This is a genomic window from Pseudomonas sp. P106(2024) (genome assembly GCF_057480815.1).
The window spans coordinates 1-727 of the sequence record NZ_JBLIYU010000047.1 but is presented as its reverse complement, the minus strand read 5'-3'; the positions used below and the strand labels follow the sequence as shown (position 1 = coordinate 727).

General features: G+C 63.0%; 1 protein-coding gene. It reads left to right on the top strand.

Annotated elements, in window-relative coordinates; genetic code table 11:
- Positions 1 to 727, top strand: a 727-nt coding sequence (locus AC25M7_RS25450) for a T6SS effector BTH_I2691 family protein (protein WP_486971633.1), incomplete at both ends; no start/stop codon positions are given.

The window sequence follows — 727 nt, the reverse complement described above, 5'->3', positions numbered from 1 at the left end:
ACGGGCGATGCCCCTGCCTGTCGCTACGCAGGCGCAGGCTTCAATCTGGAACAAGGCTTCGCCCCGCTGCAGCACTCATCCTACACCCTGCGCGCGCTGCGCCCAGGCTACATCTACGTGTTCATGAAAGGTCCTCAGGGCGAAAAGCTGATCATTCATGAGTACGACGGCGAAGGACATTACCGGGAGCTGCGCTACCAGGGCCTGGAAGGCTACCACTTGCGCGAACGCTACCTGGCCAGCCAGAGCATGGGCTGGGTATGGGCCGACACCTGCCCGGATACCGCCAAGGAAGTGTGGATCGGCTACAGCCCGCACCTGTGGACCAACGCCACGACTGCCCGCATCACCGCTTCAGCAGCCCTGCGCAAACGGCATATGCGCCAGCTGGACATGGCCGAGCTGATTGACGGCAACCCGGCCCGCTCCACCCAGCCTCATGTACTGCCGCTCAGTGCGCTGCAAAACTGGGTCGAAGACTACAAACCGGCAAGCCGGCGTATGTCCCTGACCTGGAGCAGCCACGCGTCCACAACCACCTTGTCCGTCGGCAGGCTCAACGCCATTGCCCGGGACTATCCCAGCACTCAGCCGAAAATACCGGTGGTGGCGCTGGCTGATGCTGAAGGCGTGGCCCTGGACCTGAGCCTGTCGGTCTCGGCCTACCAGCACCAACTGCACGACCTGATGCCCGCCGAACAGCTGGAACACACCAAACCTGCACAAG